The organism is Thermaerobacillus caldiproteolyticus (genome assembly GCF_015326725.1).
Classification (GTDB): Bacteria; Bacillota; Bacilli; order Bacillales; family Anoxybacillaceae; genus Thermaerobacillus; species Thermaerobacillus caldiproteolyticus.
This window is the reverse complement of sequence record NZ_CP064060.1, coordinates 325,141-339,265: the sequence shown is the minus strand read 5'-3', so window position 1 is coordinate 339,265 and position 14,125 is coordinate 325,141. Positions and strand designations below refer to the sequence as shown.

General features: G+C 39.5%; 23 protein-coding genes and 1 pseudogene. 7 read left to right on the top strand and 17 right to left on the bottom strand.

From position 1 onward, the window contains the following. Window positions 1-79 precede the first annotated feature (79 nt). Window positions 80-856 carry a 3-hydroxybutyrate dehydrogenase gene (locus ISX45_RS01820; protein ID WP_194520593.1) on the bottom strand — a complete coding sequence of 259 codons (777 nt, stop codon included), beginning with the start codon at window positions 854-856 and terminating at the stop codon, window positions 80-82. A gap of 193 nt (window positions 857-1,049) precedes the next feature. Here ISX45_RS01820 and ISX45_RS01815 point away from each other — a divergent pair, with 193 nt between their 5' ends. The 3 genes from ISX45_RS01815 to ISX45_RS01805 all read left to right on the top strand — a co-directional run bounded on the left by ISX45_RS01815 (window position 1,050) and on the right by ISX45_RS01805 (window position 2,808). After that, window positions 1,050-1,778, top strand: coding sequence for an alpha/beta hydrolase (locus ISX45_RS01815; protein WP_194519842.1), 729 nt, complete (start codon window positions 1,050-1,052; stop codon window positions 1,776-1,778). Between the two features lie 78 nt (window positions 1,779-1,856). Further along, window positions 1,857-2,375, top strand: coding sequence for a YjcG family protein (locus tag ISX45_RS01810; protein ID WP_194519841.1), 519 nt, complete (start codon window positions 1,857-1,859; stop codon window positions 2,373-2,375). A 1-nt stretch (window position 2,376) separates the two neighbouring features. Beyond that, window positions 2,377-2,808, top strand: coding sequence for a GNAT family N-acetyltransferase (locus tag ISX45_RS01805; RefSeq protein WP_194519840.1), 432 nt, complete (start codon window positions 2,377-2,379; stop codon window positions 2,806-2,808). Window positions 2,809-3,565: 757 nt separating this feature from the next. Here ISX45_RS01805 and ISX45_RS01800 read toward each other — a convergent pair. From ISX45_RS01800 to ISX45_RS01785, 4 genes and pseudogenes are all read right to left on the bottom strand, one after another. Next, the gene (locus tag ISX45_RS01800; RefSeq protein ID WP_181555828.1) at window positions 3,566-3,796 is read right to left on the bottom strand and encodes a hypothetical protein; all 231 of its coding nucleotides are present in this window, start codon (window positions 3,794-3,796) and stop codon (window positions 3,566-3,568) included. Between the two features lie 148 nt (window positions 3,797-3,944). Then, window positions 3,945-4,199, bottom strand: a complete 255-nt coding sequence (locus ISX45_RS01795) for a sporulation-specific transcription regulator SpoVIF (RefSeq protein WP_181555827.1) — start codon at window positions 4,197-4,199, stop codon at window positions 3,945-3,947. Between the two features lie 116 nt (window positions 4,200-4,315). After that, window positions 4,316-4,402, bottom strand: a pseudogene (locus ISX45_RS20005) (YjcZ family sporulation protein); the annotation flags it as partial. A 130-nt stretch (window positions 4,403-4,532) separates the two neighbouring features. Next, entirely contained in the window at window positions 4,533-4,769 is a 237-nt protein-coding gene (locus ISX45_RS01785) for a hypothetical protein (protein WP_194519839.1), read from the bottom strand. Window positions 4,770-4,900: 131 nt separating this feature from the next. Between ISX45_RS01785 and ISX45_RS01780 the strand changes: the two genes are divergently transcribed. Beyond that, on the top strand, window positions 4,901-5,221 hold the full coding sequence (locus ISX45_RS01780) for a thioredoxin family protein (RefSeq protein WP_194519838.1): 321 nt from the start codon (window positions 4,901-4,903) through the stop codon (window positions 5,219-5,221). 318 nt (window positions 5,222-5,539) lie between these two features. Here ISX45_RS01780 and ISX45_RS01775 read toward each other — a convergent pair whose 3' ends face one another. From ISX45_RS01775 to ISX45_RS19365, 11 genes are all read right to left on the bottom strand, one after another. Next, window positions 5,540-5,710, bottom strand: coding sequence for a hypothetical protein (locus tag ISX45_RS01775; protein ID WP_181555823.1), 171 nt, complete (start codon window positions 5,708-5,710; stop codon window positions 5,540-5,542). A gap of 13 nt (window positions 5,711-5,723) precedes the next feature. Continuing rightward, window positions 5,724-6,584, bottom strand: a complete 861-nt coding sequence (locus ISX45_RS01770; protein WP_181555822.1) for a DUF421 domain-containing protein — start codon at window positions 6,582-6,584, stop codon at window positions 5,724-5,726. 12 nt (window positions 6,585-6,596) lie between these two features. Continuing rightward, the gene (locus ISX45_RS01765) at window positions 6,597-6,803 is read right to left on the bottom strand and encodes a DUF1657 domain-containing protein (protein ID WP_181555821.1); all 207 of its coding nucleotides are present in this window, start codon (window positions 6,801-6,803) and stop codon (window positions 6,597-6,599) included. Window positions 6,804-6,818: 15 nt separating this feature from the next. Beyond that, window positions 6,819-7,175 carry a stage V sporulation protein AE gene (spoVAE, locus tag ISX45_RS01760; protein ID WP_181555820.1) on the bottom strand — a complete coding sequence of 119 codons (357 nt, stop codon included), beginning with the start codon at window positions 7,173-7,175 and terminating at the stop codon, window positions 6,819-6,821. 5 nt (window positions 7,176-7,180) lie between these two features. Then, window positions 7,181-8,188, bottom strand: coding sequence for a stage V sporulation protein AD (gene spoVAD, locus ISX45_RS01755; protein ID WP_181555819.1), 1,008 nt, complete (start codon window positions 8,186-8,188; stop codon window positions 7,181-7,183). Next, window positions 8,185-8,667: a stage V sporulation protein AC gene (gene spoVAC / locus ISX45_RS01750; protein ID WP_181555818.1), complete on the bottom strand. Its 483-nt coding sequence runs from the start codon at window positions 8,665-8,667 to the stop codon at window positions 8,185-8,187. Before spoVAC ends, spoVAD begins: the two co-directional genes overlap by 4 nt. A gap of 12 nt (window positions 8,668-8,679) precedes the next feature. After that, a complete protein-coding gene (locus ISX45_RS01745; protein ID WP_181555817.1) occupies window positions 8,680-9,150 on the bottom strand; it encodes a YhcN/YlaJ family sporulation lipoprotein in 471 nt (156 codons plus the stop codon). Window positions 9,151-9,357: 207 nt separating this feature from the next. Next, window positions 9,358-9,564: a DUF1657 domain-containing protein gene (locus ISX45_RS01740; protein ID WP_181555816.1), complete on the bottom strand. Its 207-nt coding sequence runs from the start codon at window positions 9,562-9,564 to the stop codon at window positions 9,358-9,360. A 136-nt stretch (window positions 9,565-9,700) separates the two neighbouring features. Next, a complete protein-coding gene (locus ISX45_RS01735) occupies window positions 9,701-9,907 on the bottom strand; it encodes a phage holin family protein (protein WP_181555815.1) in 207 nt (68 codons plus the stop codon). A gap of 40 nt (window positions 9,908-9,947) precedes the next feature. Next, entirely contained in the window at window positions 9,948-10,175 is a 228-nt protein-coding gene (locus ISX45_RS01730; RefSeq protein WP_181555814.1) for a hypothetical protein, read from the bottom strand. 310 nt (window positions 10,176-10,485) lie between these two features. Next, window positions 10,486-10,995, bottom strand: coding sequence for a hypothetical protein (locus tag ISX45_RS19365; RefSeq protein ID WP_228485607.1), 510 nt, complete (start codon window positions 10,993-10,995; stop codon window positions 10,486-10,488). Between the two features lie 219 nt (window positions 10,996-11,214). Between ISX45_RS19365 and ISX45_RS01720 the strand changes: the two genes are divergently transcribed. Both ISX45_RS01720 and ISX45_RS01715 read left to right on the top strand, forming a co-directional pair. Then, window positions 11,215-11,931, top strand: coding sequence for a BMQ_0737 family morphogenetic spore coat protein (locus ISX45_RS01720; protein ID WP_194519837.1), 717 nt, complete (start codon window positions 11,215-11,217; stop codon window positions 11,929-11,931). Window positions 11,932-12,046: 115 nt separating this feature from the next. Then, the gene (locus ISX45_RS01715; protein ID WP_181555812.1) at window positions 12,047-12,850 is read left to right on the top strand and encodes a hypothetical protein; all 804 of its coding nucleotides are present in this window, start codon (window positions 12,047-12,049) and stop codon (window positions 12,848-12,850) included. A 60-nt stretch (window positions 12,851-12,910) separates the two neighbouring features. Here ISX45_RS01715 and ISX45_RS01710 read toward each other — a convergent pair whose 3' ends face one another. Further along, the gene (locus ISX45_RS01710; RefSeq protein WP_194519836.1) at window positions 12,911-13,261 is read right to left on the bottom strand and encodes a DUF1360 domain-containing protein; all 351 of its coding nucleotides are present in this window, start codon (window positions 13,259-13,261) and stop codon (window positions 12,911-12,913) included. Window positions 13,262-13,636: 375 nt separating this feature from the next. On the opposite strand from ISX45_RS01710, the gene ISX45_RS01705 reads away from it, so the two are divergent. Continuing rightward, the gene (locus ISX45_RS01705) at window positions 13,637-14,038 is read left to right on the top strand and encodes a hypothetical protein (protein ID WP_181555810.1); all 402 of its coding nucleotides are present in this window, start codon (window positions 13,637-13,639) and stop codon (window positions 14,036-14,038) included. The last annotated feature ends 87 nt before the right edge of the window (window positions 14,039-14,125 follow it).

The window sequence follows — 14,125 nt, the reverse complement described above, 5'->3', positions numbered from 1 at the left end:
AGTAGGACCCAGGCAACAACTGCTCCTAGTATAAATTTCTTTTATTTTGAACTTCTCTATGACGAAAAGAGGCGATAGATTACTGTGCTGTATATCCCCCATCAATCACCGCAGCTTGCCCAGTAATGCCTTTTGCCCTTTCACTCGCTAAAAAAAGAGCGTAATCCGCCACCTCTTCCACACTTAATAGCCGTTTTTGTGGAACAAGCGGATAAATTACTTCCTCTAATACCTTTTCTAAAGGCACATTGCGCGTTGCTGCTAAATCTGTTAGTTGATTACGAACAAGGGGGGTGTCCACATATCCTGGGCATAATGCGTTAACAGTAATCCCATAAGGAGCTGCCTCCAATGCAGCCACCTTTGTTAAACCGATTACCCCATGCTTGGCACTATTATACGCTGCCTTACCTGCGAAACCGACAAGTCCATTAATGGAAGCCATATTAATAATCCGCCCGTACTTTTGCTTTTTCATAATAGGAAATACATGCTTGATAGCCATGAATGGAGCGATGAGCATCACGCGAATTAGCTGTTCAAATTTTTCTGTTGGAAACTCTTCAATCATGGAAACATATTGTAATCCAGCGTTATTGATGAAAATATCGATGCGTTCAAATTGTTGCACAGTTTGATCAATCGCCGCTTTTAATTGAGCCTCTGATGTTACATCACACGCCACCCCCAACGCTTCCGTTCCTTCACATCGTAACAGTTCTACCGCTTCATTTACCGCAGTTTGATGTAAATCTATTAAAGCAACTTTCGCACCATGTTCAGCAAATTTTTTCGCCAATTCCCATCCGATTCCCCTCGCGGCTCCTGTGATGACCGCCACTCGACTGTTGACCACATCCATATCTCCCTTCTTATCATGAATGTTCTACTATAAACGGGTTTTAACATACCTGTTGAAAAAACCTTCATTTCGCAACAAATTCTCCAAAAATAAAGTCAATGTAATCACGCACATCGGTGACATGTTTCAACATAAATATGCTACAATAAAACATGTGAACGCTTACTTTCTGATGGAGGATTTCGTCATGACAACACAAAGAGGAACCTTGTTCGAACAAACCCTTTATAGCCGTGAACTACAAGAAGATGTGACATTGCTGATTTATTTGCCTAGCACGTTTTCTCCGCTTTACAAATATTCCATTCTCATTGCTCAAGATGGGAAGGACTATTTTATGCTCGGCAAAATCGGGCGGGTCATTGAAGAACTATTAGAAGACGAGAAAATTGACCGCACGATTGTCGTAGGCATTCCATATAAAAATGTCAATGATCGCTATGAAAAATATCATCCAAACGGAAAAAAACATGTCGCTTATTTAAAATTTTTAGCCAACGAGCTTGTCCCATATCTAGACCAACAATTTCCAACTTATCAAATGGGAATGGGACGCGCGCTCATAGGTGATTCCCTTGGCGGTACCGTTTCCTTACTGGCCGGGCTCACGTATCCACACACATTCGGAAAAGTTACCATGCAGTCACCATACATCAATGAAGCGATGATCGAAAAAATAAAGCATTTCCCTGATCCACATCTATTGAAAATTTATCATTCGATCGGCACAGAAGAGACAGCAGTGAAAACAACGGATGGAAATATTCGTGACTTTATCTCGCCAAATCGGCAAGCCCATGATATATTTGTAGAAAAAGGATTTTATTACCAATACACAGAATTCCATGGCGACCATTCTTGGACATATTGGCAGCCTGATGTTCCGCGTGCGCTTGAATACACACTTTCTATGTAATGTAAACGTTACACTACAATATTTTTCGAAATTTTGTTATAATTAAATAATACCGCTAATACAAAAGGAGGGATTAATGTGAAATATGGAATTGCTCTTTTTCCGCCAAAGAACATACAAGATTTTGCCAACTCATACAGGAAACGCTATGATAGTCATTATGCCTTGATTCCGCCGCATGTAACGCTCAAAAGCCCTTTTGATGCTGACGATCAAGAAGTGAAAACAATCGTGAAAGAACTGCGTAAGATTGCAGCCGAAACGGATTTAATTCCATTAAAAATTACGAAGTTCAGCTCATTTTATCCAGTGAACAATGTCATTTATTTAAAAATCGAGCCAAATGAAACACTAGAACGCCTTCATAAGCAGCTTTATAGCGGCATTTTTACTGACAAACCAGAGTATGTATTTGTGCCGCACATTACAATTGGTCGGTACCTTTCTAACGCGGAATATGCAGATGTGTACGGGCAATTAAAAATGCAAACCGTTCATTTCGAAGAAACTGTCGACCGATTCCATTTGCTGTATCAGCTAGAAAATGGCTCTTGGACCGTGTACGAAACATTCCGCGTGGGAAAGGAACAGGAATAACATGAACGTCGCAATGGGTGAAAAACAGGATTCTTCTCTTTATAACGATGCTCTTACTGTGAGAAAAACAGTATTCGTCGAGGAACAACATGTTCCGGAAGAAGAAGAAATCGACGAATTTGAACAAGAAGCGACCCACTTTGTTCTTTACGACGGGGACAACCCAGTCGGTGCTGGAAGGTTTCGCATGCTTGATAATCACATGGGAAAAATTGAACGCATTTGCATATTACCAGATTATCGCAATCGTGGAGCTGGGCGACTCATTATGGAAAGCATTGAACAGTTTGCCAAAGAAAATGGCATTTCGAAAATAAAATTGAATGCCCAGACCCATGCCGAACCATTCTACCAAAAACTAGGTTACAAAACCGTTTCCGAGGTGTTCATGGATGCAGGAATCCCGCACGTAGCCATGGTAAAACAGCTTTAGGACCGTGTCATGCCGATACGGTCCTTATTGCCGCTCAACATAAAGAATGGAGCTGAATCGACAGTACGGCTTTCCCGTCTTTTATAAGTGAAAAATACGCTGTATGACGGTACGTATATAGCAATCAAGAAGAATGTTATTGAGCTCTCTCTCCCAATGCATACACCTTTCACGAATAAACCATTCATGGCTGATTCTTGCATCGCAACACGTTTTCCTGCCAGCGATATTTTATTGGACAGGTCCCGTATTGTTTACAACATAAGCGGCCAATACAGCGTATGTAGCATTGATCCGCATCGACTACGGAATTTTATGTTTTTGTAACGCCTCCACTCTAAAAAAGCATATAAAACACCTTGATGGGTAACAGCTACGACCAATCCGTCAAGCTCCCGTGTTCCTTCCTTAGCCATGTCATCGGCTCGAATCCCTTCACTCTCTAGAAACTTTATTGTAACGGCCCATTTCCTTAAAATAATACAGCGGTTCAAGAATCAGGTTTTGTAATATCGCTTCTTCTAAAGCTGACTCTACTGCGTGCCTCTTGTTGCTGCTGCAAATAAGATACTCCCATAGTAATATGAGTAGTGAAAAAATGGATGAGCGGCGCTCTCTTCCTTTAAGCGTTTTATTGCCTTATTTTCATTGTCCCTTGATCAAGACCGGCGTCAATCAAAATCCCTTTCTCTTGACGATATTGACAGCTCCTTCAAAATAAGAACAGTGTATTGATTCCATGTCTATCCGTTCATTTCTATATGCATTCATTGATCCATTGACCTTTTCCTGTTATGTCAACGAGTATTTTTTGTGCTGCTGTTTTCTTTCGTTGAGGCACATATTCATTTAGTCGAGCTGTATCATAACGATTGGAAGCAACATTGACTGCTGTTATAGGGAAAACCGAAAGTAAAGGCGAACGTTCAAGTATTGGACGATGCACATAATAAAAAAACGAATCATAAGCGCCAGAAACGGTTAACATCTATTCTCCTCCCCCCTTTGTTCATTGATTCGCTATTCTCACTTATGAATCCTTTTTTCCTACCTTATGTTTTCGTTGCAAAAAGCATAATCGCATTTTGTCAGTGAAAGGCAACAAAGGGAGCTTCGGTCTCGAGGCTCCCCTTTCTTTACTTCTTGTTTAGCATGTTGGCAATTGTACTAAAATCAAGCTGTTTTCCATTTTGAATAATCGTTTTCACAATTTGGTCTTCCAACTCTTTTGGCACTTTTCGATTGGCAATTTGCGCGACACGCTTAATGACTTGACGAACGGTTTTCTCGTCTTTAAAGTTGGCATGTTGTAATGAGTTGGCTAACTCGAATACCTCTTTCATATTGACGCCCGTTTTCTTTTCAATATTTTTCAAAAATTGATTATCCATTGTTCCATCCTCCCTTTCATGCTACATCGTATGAAAACAAAAACCAGAAGTGAATAAATGAAAAGAAAAAGTACGAGCTGCTCGTTTTTGAAAACAGCCCGTACCCGTTAAACACATTAGCCTACGAACGCAGCACCCACAATAATTAACAAAATAAACAAAACAACAATTAATACAAAGCTAGAGCCGTAACCTCCATAGCCATAACCTCCATAGCCATAACCACCGTAGCCGTAACCGCAAGATCCGAACATCGCTATGCACCTCCTTACACGTTGTTAGTTTCATCGTATGCATCTACTTAGCAAACGGTATGGGCTCACGTTGAACTTCCTACCCAAATAACCGAAACAGTTGCGCAAATTGTTTCTCCTTTTTCGCAAACCAATGATTCATATAATCCAAATTCCCTTCAATTTCTTTTAAAAACTGCCCATTTATTTTCTCGATTTCCTTTATCTTCCCATCAAATTTCTTGTTCCATTGTTCAAATAGTTGAATGAATTGATGGTGCCCTTCTTGCTTTGACTTTGCCAATGTTTCTAACGCTTTTTCCAGCTCGCGGCTCATCGTCTCACCGTCCTTTCTATCATTTATGTATGCAAGCGGACGGACGATGTGCAAAGGCATATCAATTCTTTTTTAACGAGGAAATATGATAAAGTATAAACGTATACAACATCAATAAGGAGGAACATCCATTGAAAGAATTACAAACAGCAGAGCAATTTCAAAAAGTGATTTCGGGCGAACAGCCAGTCATCGTCAAATTTTATACAACATGGTGCCCTGACTGTACACGAATGAATATGTTCATTGATGATATTGTCAATGAATACTCGCAATATGATTGGTTCCAAATGAACCGCGACCATGTTCCTGAACTCTCGGAAAAATACCAAGTCATGGGAATTCCGAGCTTGCTTGTGTTTAAAAATGGAGAAAAAGTTGCCCATCTTCATAGCGCTAACGCGAAAACTCCAGAAGAAGTCCGAGAGTTTTTGCAATCGTTAAACAGCTAAAAATGTCGCCCAAAAATTGCCTCGTCCTGTGAGTAATTGGCAAAATGCCACCATCTTGGCTCCCGCGATGGGCAAATGTTCTTCCGCCCAACATGCTTGTCACTTCAAAAGAGAAGGTTATTTGATACAAGGGAGCTAGAGCAAGGCTATTTTCCAATATTGCTCCTGCGATGACTCGGCGCATATCAGCTGAGAAATTGATTTAATCAGTAGACACGTTGTGGGCCGAACTAACAGCTCTTTAAAAAAGAAACAAGGATATAAGTAAAAAACAAAGAACCGCTTCTCGATGATCTATCGAGAAACGGTCTTTTCTTTTTAATACTCGATGTCTTCATAGTCTTTTGGTTGATGTGTGACATTATCGCCACTATACATAAATTCAAGTGTCACTTCTTCATCAGTGGTATTCGTTTGATTTGGAGCATTATTCTTTCTCAGCCCGAGTGTAATTTCTTCATCAGTTGTTCGTGTTGTTTTCCGTTCCATTTTTTATACCTCCTTAATTTCTTAACAATGGTTCGACTTGTCGCAGCAATGTTGTTAACTTTTCAGCGTTGTTCGTATATAACTGTTTTGCTTCTTCTGATTCGGTCTGAAGCGCAAATAACTCGAAATCGGCTTGTACTTTTTTGATCGCTGCTAGCAGCAATTTCTTTTCTTGCGGCTCTGATACTTGGATTTTATCGTCATACAAATCGACCGTTAGCTGCCCATATGAATCGACTTGGGCTAAAAACACGTTTTCGATCGCTACACCTTGCTTATCCAGCTCTTGCTTTAGCCAACCCCGGTTTAGCCCCATCGTCGCGAGCGGTTCGTCTAAAATTAATCCATCCATAATGACCGTCTGCGGTTCTTTTTCCGAAGGGGGATTTGGAAATACGTCCCCAACAGTTAACGGCTGCTTTTCGCGCTTGAGTAATACGTTTAGCTCTCCGTTTGGCTCAAGTGTCGCAAATTCAACATCAGCAACGCGAAATATATCCTTCTTCCGAAGTTGTTCCAACAATTCATCAATTGTGTATTTTTCCCGTTTTAAATTTTCTTCTAAAATCTTGCCGTTTTTAATAAAAACGGTCGAGTTTCCTTCGATAAAATCGCGGAATTTTTTATTTCGCAAAGAAAGACGTGAAATAAAAACAGGGAATAGCGACCAGATTAAAATACTTGTAATGCCTTCTTGCAGATTAATACCAAGGTCTACTGACATCGTTCCAGCAATATCACCGACTGTAATACCGACAATATACTCAAAAAAGGAAAGCTTCGATAATTGCTTTTTTCCTAATATTTTTGTAATAATAAATAATCCAATTAATATCGAAAAGGATCGTATCGCTGTTTCTAACCATATAGGCATCGATCATACTCCTTACTTTCCGTGATATTGGGGCTCCTCCCATTCTAACTTGCTAAGCCGTTTTTTTATATCGGCGATGATTTCTTCTGTCAACATCATCGCCTCATGAAATGTTCGCTGCGCTTGTTCGTCTTGCGAAATGAGAGCAAGCCCTTGTAAACCAGCGTGAATACTCTTTAAGCTTGCTAAGCTTTGTTTCACTTGGGAACCAACTGTCATGTTATCATCATCTCCTTACCCTTTTGGTCGGAACAATAAAGCGCCAATAAAGCCGAACACAATGGCCGCAGAAATGCCGGCGCTTGTGACTTCGAACATTCCTGTCAATACCCCGATAATGCCGTGTTTATCGGCTTCATGAAGAGCACCATGGACAAGCGAGTTGCCAAAACTCGTAATCGGAATCGTCGCCCCTGCCCCGGCAAAATCGATTAACGGCTCATACAAACCAAATCCGTCTAAAATTGCACCGATAACAACAAGTGTACTTAGTGTATGAGCTGGTGTTAATTTGAAAACGTCAATCATAATTTGTCCGATGACACAAATGATTCCACCTATAACAAATGCCCAAAAAAACATCGCCATCATCTTTTTCACCCCCCATATTCAATCGCTACTGCATGAGCGATACAAGGAATCGTTTCATTTTGTTGAAAAGTAAGCGGCGAAAGCAGAGCCCCCGTTGCCACGACAAGCATTCGTTTGAATTCTCCTTGTTTCATGCGATTAAGCAAATGACCGTACACAACGGTAGCTGAACAGCCAGCGCCGCTTGCCCCTGATAAAACCGGCTGTCCTTCCCGATAAATAAGCAATCCGCAATCCTGATACCGTTCCTCTTTTAGGTCTATACCGTGCTGTCTCATTAAATCAAGGGAGACTTCTCTTCCAATTTTCCCTAAATCCCCAGTAACGATTACGTCATAGTAAGAGGCATCGATTTGCATGTCGCGCAAATGGGCTTCAATCGTATCGACAGCAGCTGGTGCCATCGCTCCTCCCATGTTAAACGGATCGCTGATTCCCATATCGACAACGCGGCCCATCGTTGCAGAGACAATGCGTGGGCCTTCTCCTTGAGGGCTGACGAGCGCCACTCCTGCCCCTGTCACCGTCCATTGTGCCGTCGGCGGCTTTTGCCCACCATATTCGGTTGGATAGCGAAATTGTTTTTCAACCGCGGTGTTATGGCTTGATGCACCGGTTAGTATATATTCTGCCCCACCGTAATTCACAATAAATGCGCTTAACGCTAGTCCTTCCATTGAGGTCGAACATGCTCCAAATACCCCTAAATATGGAGCACCAATCGTTCTTGCGGCAAAGCTAGACGGGGTCATTTGATTAATTAAGTCACCGGTAATAATAAACTGTACTTTTTCTTTTTCAATCCCGCCTTTTTCCATCGCTTTAAACATCGCTTCTTCCAATAGCACTTTGTGCGCTTTTTCGTAGGAGTCTTCACCAAGCCAAAGATCTTCGTGCAATAAATCAAAATCATCGGCAATTCGTCCGTTCGCTTCAAATGGTCCGCCGACAGTTGCCGTCGCAATAATAACAGGTTTATTTTCAAAAACCCACGTACGATGTCCTTTCATCATCCAAGTCCACCCCATTTCACCGCAATCGTTTTGATTAAAGCAACGACAAAGGCGGCAAATGTCCCAAATAAAATAACTGAACCAGCAAGTTTAAACATGTTGCCTCCAACACCTAATACAAACCCTTCTGTTCGATGTTCAATCGCTGCGGAGATCACTGCATTCCCGAATCCAGTGACCGGAACAGAGCTACCCGCTCCGGCAAACTGGGCGATGCGATCATATACGCCTAATCCCGTGAAAATCATCGCAAGAAACACCATTGTAGCCACCGTCGGATTACCTACTGTCTGTTCTGTAAAATCAAAAAAGTACATATAAAAGTACGAAATTGCTTGACCAATCACGCAAATAAGCCCACCGACAAAAAAAGCACGGATACAGTTTTTCACAACCGGTCGCTTTGTTTCTCGTTCCTTTTCAAATAAATGATATTCTTGCTGTACAGGAGTAAGTTTTTTGCGCTTCTCGTTCGCCATATTTGTCCCCCCTCATGTGAGCTCTTCACTTAGTTTTTTCAGTTTTTTTATTTGTTTGTTGATTTGCTTTTCGTTCATTCCATCCTTATTGATTTTGTCGCGTAACTCATTTGTTTTCCAAAATATTTTTAAATCACTCGACACAATAATCTTGTGATTTGGAAATAACTGTTTTAATTGCTGTTCGATATCTTTTTTGATTTGTTTCATACGGAAGCGATGCATATGTTTCACTTGATAAGCGACTAATAGTTTTTTTGAAGTGTTGACCGCTACGGCATCTCTTACTTCTTTTCTTGCTTTTATATGCTGAACAGCTTGTTTCGCTATCGATTGATTCACCTTGTATGAATAGGCTGTTCCATCCCTATTGGTTTTAATCATATTTGTTCCTTGTAATGACTGCTGCTTTATTTCTTTTTCTCTCGCACATCCAACAATCAGTAATGTGACAACCATCAACATCGTTACGTATTTTCTCATGTTTCATCAACCCATCCGTGTATGTATTTTGTTTAAAAAAAGGTTGGTACGTAACCAACCTTTTTCCTGTCTAAAACTACATGACGTTTGTGTACTCGGCTTAAAAACGATCAGAGGACACCGCAGCTCCTTGAAAATATCAAGCCTCTCCGCAGATAACACGGGCATTTGCTCAATCTTGTCTAGGCAAACCGCCTTCGCTTTTCTTTATTGTTGGTTATATTGTGGCTCTTCGTTTTGAATTTCTTGCACGCGAGAATTCACTAAATCCACAATCGCTTGGGCTTGTTGCGCTGCTTGTTGGTAAAGTTGTTTCGCAGCTTGATTGTCCGTTTGTAGCGCAAATGTTTCAAAACTTGCCTGAGCTGATTTTAATCCTGCTAATGTTTGTTTGACTTGAGAAATGACTGTCATGTTTTTTTTGCCCTCCTGAAGATGTTGAGTATCATTTACAGTTGTTAGAATGGATTTTTTTACGAAAAATATAATTGTCATTTTTTGAAAAAAAGAAAATGACTGCCCTGTAGAATGGACAGCCTGAGACATTCGTTTATTCTTCTTGATTGCTTATTTTATCTGAATAACCGCGGCCAAGGGATGGATTGTTAATAATTCCAGCTATGACGAGAATACTTAAAAATGCTTCATACAATCGTTCATATTTTCCTAAATCAATGTCTACACCAAAGGTTTGTAACGCTATGACGGCAAAAGAGGCGATTGCTAGCCAGAGGCCATAATTTTTAAACCTTTCCATTGCATTCTCTCTTTGACCAGTGATTCAGTATGGGTTTTAATCAAATCCATGAAAAGCGTCTTCTACCTTCGTCTCCTTCATTCTCTTCAGAATGGACAGTTTCATTTTCTACTGCTTCATTTTGTAAATCATCAAGCCCTTCTACATCCGTGCGGCGTGAAGATAGCCACGGATCATGGATTCGTCTTCTGGGAACAATCACCACATCATCAGCGTGAACAATCAGCTTATCGACATGAATGACACGAGCTTTTTTCTTTCCTGACATTTCCGTTTCCTCCTTGCTGCCTATTGGGATTTCGCATTGTTAGACTATGCAAACGCCTTGATAATGGTATAGGCATTTTCCATAAAAAAAGGATTATCTTTTTTCGATAATCCTAATAATGACTCTTACTTTCTCTTTCTAGACTTTCCGCATCTACATCCACCGGTTTTTTTAACAGGAGCTGAAGAAGAATATACTCTTACTGCTTTAATCGCTTTTTTTTCCTTCATAAAATATGACCTCCAATCATCGAGTTGTTAACATATTATGATGCAATGTAGTCATTGGCATAAGTCAAATTCAATTTTTATTATTTTTCTTCTTCATTTCCTCCAAAAGTAAAAGGACTTGAGTCCAACTGGTGATTTACATTCACTTGGCTTTTGTTGGAGGAAGGGGCTATAATCGCATTCTGTTGTCGCAACGTATGAATAAACCAAGAATCCGGTTTTCCCTCCTCGTTTTGTTCTGTTTCTACATACTTTTTTAGCTCTGTCAATTGTCGTTGTAATTCTTCCTTTTCCTGCTTTGCTTGCGTTAATTCTTCATACCTTTGTTCGCTTTGTAATGCAAGTTCTTTAAGAACCACATTCTCTGCAGTGATTTCCTCCAACTTTTTCGCTAATTCTTTTATTTTTGTTTCTACTTGCTCCAACTCGTCTTTAAGGCTCTCATTTTCTGATTTTAAAGCCGCATACTTTCGGTAGATATCGTTCTGTTCATATTCGTGTAATTTAGATTTATATCTCGTTAACTCAGACTGTAGATGAATAACCTTCTGCTTTAACAGTATCACATCTTCCGCTTGCTTTGATTTCAACTGCTATCTCCCCCTCCTTAAAAAATCATTGGTTCCTAATACATACAAATTCAATAACTTTCCCTTTTATACCATCAACAAACAAAAAAATTAAATTTCCGCTTTTATCACAGCACACTTACCTAACAATTTCATACTATACAGTAGTCCTAACTCCCGCAGGAATAATTATTGATATTGATTTCAGCGGGAAAAAATTTTTAACAGGAGGAAAGAGTTATGGGTCACTCTCATCATAAAGAAAAAGTATGTATCAAGACTCGTAAAGTGTACGACTGGGTTACTCGTCAAGTCGATGTGCCTTTAAAGAGCTTCTCTAACCAAGATTTAGAAGAAATATTCCCTGAACATAAGTACCACCGAGACGGAAAAAACCTTTGTGAGTTCTTCACTTCGCACGGGATAAATCCAGAAGACTTCACTATAAGATGCTTCTTATCAGATGAAGACGGAAATCGAATCGATCCAGTAGTTGACAACGATGCTCTCATTTGTCAAGAAATCATCCAACCAAATGGCCGTCAACCTGTAACAGTTACTCTCCCATCCGGCGAGAGAGTTACATTACAAAAAGTAAAAGCACTAGTGAAAGGTCATGTCGTTGTACAAATTCTTAATGCAAACGGCCAAGTCGTATGCGAATCTGATCCAATCCCATTTGCAACAGCCCAAACATTTATCCTATGTGCTCCTGAAGGCACAATACTTGATTGCCACATTTCGTTCTTCGAATGTGATGCAAGCTTAGTATGTACACATAACTTCTCACAATTAGATGTTTCCGTTACTTTATGCTTAGAAGTGCAAATGGAAGCCGATGTAAAAATCGAAGTAGAAGCTCGTTTCTGTGATCCACGTGAGGAAATCTTAGAAGCTACACTTTGCCCAACCAATAAATTCCCACCTCAATGCCCTGAAGTATTTCCAGCCCATTAAGTTTAACTTTACGAGTTAGGCTGTTGCTCCACTCAACAGCCTTTTTTGTTTGATGAATTCATATTAATGATTTTTTTCTTAGTACATATATATAGCTGTAAAGGAGGGCAAAAAAATGAAACAGCACCCTACGACAGCTAACATCGATCAACAAATACAATTGCAACAAAAAATCATTCACTATCGCTCAGAGATTTCCAGTTATGAAAATAAATTAAAATCATTAGAAACAAAACTTCAAAAAGAGAAGCTGCGAAACAAATACTTACAAGAAAAGCTTCACCTCGCTGAATCAATAAATATTGAACAATATGAAAAAAAAATCGCTCAGTTAGAAAATCAGCTCTTATCCTATGAAGTTGCTCTTGAAGAAGCGAATAATCAAATAAACAACCTGAAAAAAATTCTGTATAGTAACAAACAAGAAGAAAAAAAATCCGTGCCATCTATCGTAAAAATGCAAGCCATTTTCAATTATTCTCTTATTCTTCCCCAGGCCAATGATGCAGAAGATATTGTCATTATCGGCGACTTCATTATTAGCAACCTAGGAACCGAACCTCTACAAAACATAATCACATGCATACGTATTACTCCTAAAAAGGCAGGAGAGTTGAGCGGAAAGATTACAATAAAACCGCTTAAGTCAAAGGAAAATGACTTCGTTTCTAACCAAACTTCTCCTGAATGGACATTCGCATACGAAAACTGGAGAGACAAAATAAGAAATGAGGGAGAATACTGGATAAAACCGACACACCCGGAGAAATTAATGCCAAATGAAGAATTACGATTTTCCAATTTTGATATAAGAGTAAAAAAAATAAAAGGAGCACACTCCGTAGTTATCGATGGGTTTGTATACTGCCAAGAAATCCCGAACGGAGTTCCTTCGTCAAACAGCATAACGATTAACTAATGAACCTCTCCCACCTGCATACTGTTTAGAGCTGGGAGATGTTCTTATTCTCTTTTCTTCTTATGACAATATTTTTTCGACGATTGCTTCTACTAATGCAGAGCATCCAGCTATCGCAAAAATACATACTAACGGCTTAAATCCATACGGCCATATCGTATAACCTATATACACAAATGCAGAACACCATATTCCGGTACACCAGTAACAACCTAACAGCTCACCAATCCAATATTTGATGCCACTTCCTTTCACAATAAGAAACGTCTGGGTAGTTCCATCCGGCAACTCCTCCTCTATGATGTCATGAAATGGCTTCCTAATAAATGCAGTGATTGTATCGTACATAATGAGTCGCGTTAAACGAAAGCTTGCCAAAAAAAGAAGAAAAAATTCAAATGGATTTAACATCCAAACATCTCTCCTTACATTTTCAGATCACTATTAATTTATGAAGTAAATAGTCGTTAATGATTAAAGATGTTGTATTTTATAACAAGCGAAAAATGTACAGTTGGGTAACTCAAAGCAGGAGGTATGATCAATTAACTTGCCTGCCAAACGATAAATCTTGCTCTTTTGTGTACAGTCATGACTGCAAAGTCTCCATGTCAAGTAACACCCGATTACCTTCATATCTATCTGCTGGGATACATTTATTTATATTTTTAAATTCTCAGGAACAGAAAAATAACTCCTCCTCTAGGCCTTTGTCCAAACAGTTCTCCCAGCCAATCATATGATACAGTAGATATTTTATCCATTTGAACATAAGGGAGTGAAAACATGTACAAGGTGTTCTTTAGTAATAGACTGTTAAAGAAAAGTCGTAATCGTAATCATAATGATGATTCCCCTCCAAAAAATAACGAGATAAATGAAGGACTTAACAGTTTAGAACCTGAGATAGAAATAAACGTTCATACCGCAGATCAAAATAACGGGATAAGCGAAATACTTAATAGTTTAGAACCCGGAACAGAAATAAACGTTCATGCTACAGATCAGACTTACTATAACGCTTTGTTTTTAGCATTCGATCGCAGAACAAATAAAGTCTCATTATTGACTGACCGTTTTTACAAACGCGGCAATCGCTTAACCATTTTAGAACTCAAGGATATTATTTCTATCGATCTACCAGTCTCGGGTGATTCCGCTGAAAAATTAGACGATGAAGATGAATAACGTTCGAAACCATGGCAACCGCTAATTTAGAAATAGCGGTTGGCTTTCTTTATGATTACAGTAATGGTCCAAAACAACAAAAAACCA

Excerpts from the sequence above, each read along its gene's own strand:
- ISX45_RS01705 (WP_181555810.1), top strand. The coding sequence starts at position 13,637 with ATGTACAAGGTGTTCTTTAGTAATAGACTGTTAAAGAAAAGTCGTAAT.
- ISX45_RS01770 (WP_181555822.1), bottom strand. The coding sequence starts at position 6,584 with ATGCCTATATGGTTAGAAACAGCGATACGATCCTTTTCGATATTAATT.
- ISX45_RS01815 (WP_194519842.1), top strand. The coding sequence starts at position 1,050 with ATGACAACACAAAGAGGAACCTTGTTCGAACAAACCCTTTATAGCCGT.
- ISX45_RS01805 (WP_194519840.1), top strand. The coding sequence starts at position 2,377 with ATGAACGTCGCAATGGGTGAAAAACAGGATTCTTCTCTTTATAACGAT.
- ISX45_RS01800 (WP_181555828.1), bottom strand. The coding sequence starts at position 3,796 with ATGTTAACCGTTTCTGGCGCTTATGATTCGTTTTTTTATTATGTGCAT.
- ISX45_RS01740 (WP_181555816.1), bottom strand. The coding sequence starts at position 9,564 with ATGACAGTCATTTCTCAAGTCAAACAAACATTAGCAGGATTAAAATCA.
- ISX45_RS01745 (WP_181555817.1), bottom strand. The coding sequence starts at position 9,150 with ATGAGAAAATACGTAACGATGTTGATGGTTGTCACATTACTGATTGTT.
- ISX45_RS01795 (WP_181555827.1), bottom strand. The coding sequence starts at position 4,199 with ATGGATAATCAATTTTTGAAAAATATTGAAAAGAAAACGGGCGTCAAT.
- ISX45_RS01720 (WP_194519837.1), top strand. The coding sequence starts at position 11,215 with ATGGGTCACTCTCATCATAAAGAAAAAGTATGTATCAAGACTCGTAAA.
- ISX45_RS01735 (WP_181555815.1), bottom strand. The coding sequence starts at position 9,907 with ATGGAAAGGTTTAAAAATTATGGCCTCTGGCTAGCAATCGCCTCTTTT.
- ISX45_RS01730 (WP_181555814.1), bottom strand. The coding sequence starts at position 10,175 with ATGTCAGGAAAGAAAAAAGCTCGTGTCATTCATGTCGATAAGCTGATT.
- spoVAC (WP_181555818.1), bottom strand. The coding sequence starts at position 8,667 with ATGGCGAACGAGAAGCGCAAAAAACTTACTCCTGTACAGCAAGAATAT.
- ISX45_RS01765 (WP_181555821.1), bottom strand. The coding sequence starts at position 6,803 with ATGACAGTTGGTTCCCAAGTGAAACAAAGCTTAGCAAGCTTAAAGAGT.
- ISX45_RS01775 (WP_181555823.1), bottom strand. The coding sequence starts at position 5,710 with ATGGAACGGAAAACAACACGAACAACTGATGAAGAAATTACACTCGGG.
- ISX45_RS01785 (WP_194519839.1), bottom strand. The coding sequence starts at position 4,769 with ATGAGCCGCGAGCTGGAAAAAGCGTTAGAAACATTGGCAAAGTCAAAG.
- spoVAD (WP_181555819.1), bottom strand. The coding sequence starts at position 8,188 with ATGATGAAAGGACATCGTACGTGGGTTTTTGAAAATAAACCTGTTATT.
- ISX45_RS01715 (WP_181555812.1), top strand. The coding sequence starts at position 12,047 with ATGAAACAGCACCCTACGACAGCTAACATCGATCAACAAATACAATTG.
- spoVAE (WP_181555820.1), bottom strand. The coding sequence starts at position 7,175 with ATGATGGCGATGTTTTTTTGGGCATTTGTTATAGGTGGAATCATTTGT.
- ISX45_RS01710 (WP_194519836.1), bottom strand. The coding sequence starts at position 13,261 with ATGTTAAATCCATTTGAATTTTTTCTTCTTTTTTTGGCAAGCTTTCGT.